1 protein-coding gene and 1 pseudogene are annotated in these 677 nt (G+C 44.3%); one reads left to right on the top strand and one right to left on the bottom strand.

Translation table 11 applies throughout. The features are described 5' to 3' along the window. Positions 1 to 91: pseudogene (locus RTW80_RS26675) on the top strand (lytic transglycosylase); the annotation flags it as partial. 296 nt (positions 92 to 387) lie between these two features. Here RTW80_RS26675 and RTW80_RS26680 read toward each other — a convergent pair. Continuing rightward, positions 388 to 677, bottom strand: a 290-nt coding sequence (locus tag RTW80_RS26680) for a DUF932 domain-containing protein (protein WP_312721100.1), incomplete at its 5' end; no start/stop codon positions are given.

Below are 677 nucleotides of genomic sequence, written 5' to 3' on the forward strand. Positions count from 1 at the left end.
GATTTATACTGGGATAAAAAGCAGTAAAGGTATCCGGCTTCCGGCCACGAAGAAATCACTTCCGGAAATTAACAGCGTGCAGAACAATTAATCTTACAGACATTGTCAGATACCGGTTATGCCGCAAAAGCGGCATGGAAGGCCACACACAAAAATATCATATGAGTGACAATACTGACTGGCCGAAGCCCCGCGAAGCGGGAACCCATCTTATATATACCCGGTAACTGTGCAGCCTCCTGCCAGACCATTTTTCGCGGGCACAATATTTACAGACAACCGGAAATCCGGTTGATGAAATTGAGGTATATCAGACGACACAGCAATGCCGAAAAATGATAATATAAGTAAAGCCCCGAAAATTTTTTCGGGGCTTTACTTATATTATCATGACTTCCACTTTCTGAACTGTTCGGCAATCACCCATAACGCCTTGTTGATTCTTATATCACCATCAATACCTGTAATGGCTCTTGTCCTGGTATTTTTCCCGGAGGCACTTCGCCCCGATAATCCACCTTTTATCATATTCTCCTGAACCCGCTGCCAGGTTGTCCAGAGATCGTTCTGTTTGTCTTCCCGACGACGGGGAGTAATTATCTGTTCAGGTGTCACTGGCGTTTTATTTTCATCTTCATACCTGACCATCAGTGCAGCTCTGCCAAATAAATGTTTCT

The sequence above is a fragment of the Escherichia sp. AM3 genome (assembly GCF_032029835.1).
Classification (GTDB): Bacteria; Pseudomonadota; Gammaproteobacteria; order Enterobacterales; family Enterobacteriaceae; genus Escherichia; species Escherichia coli.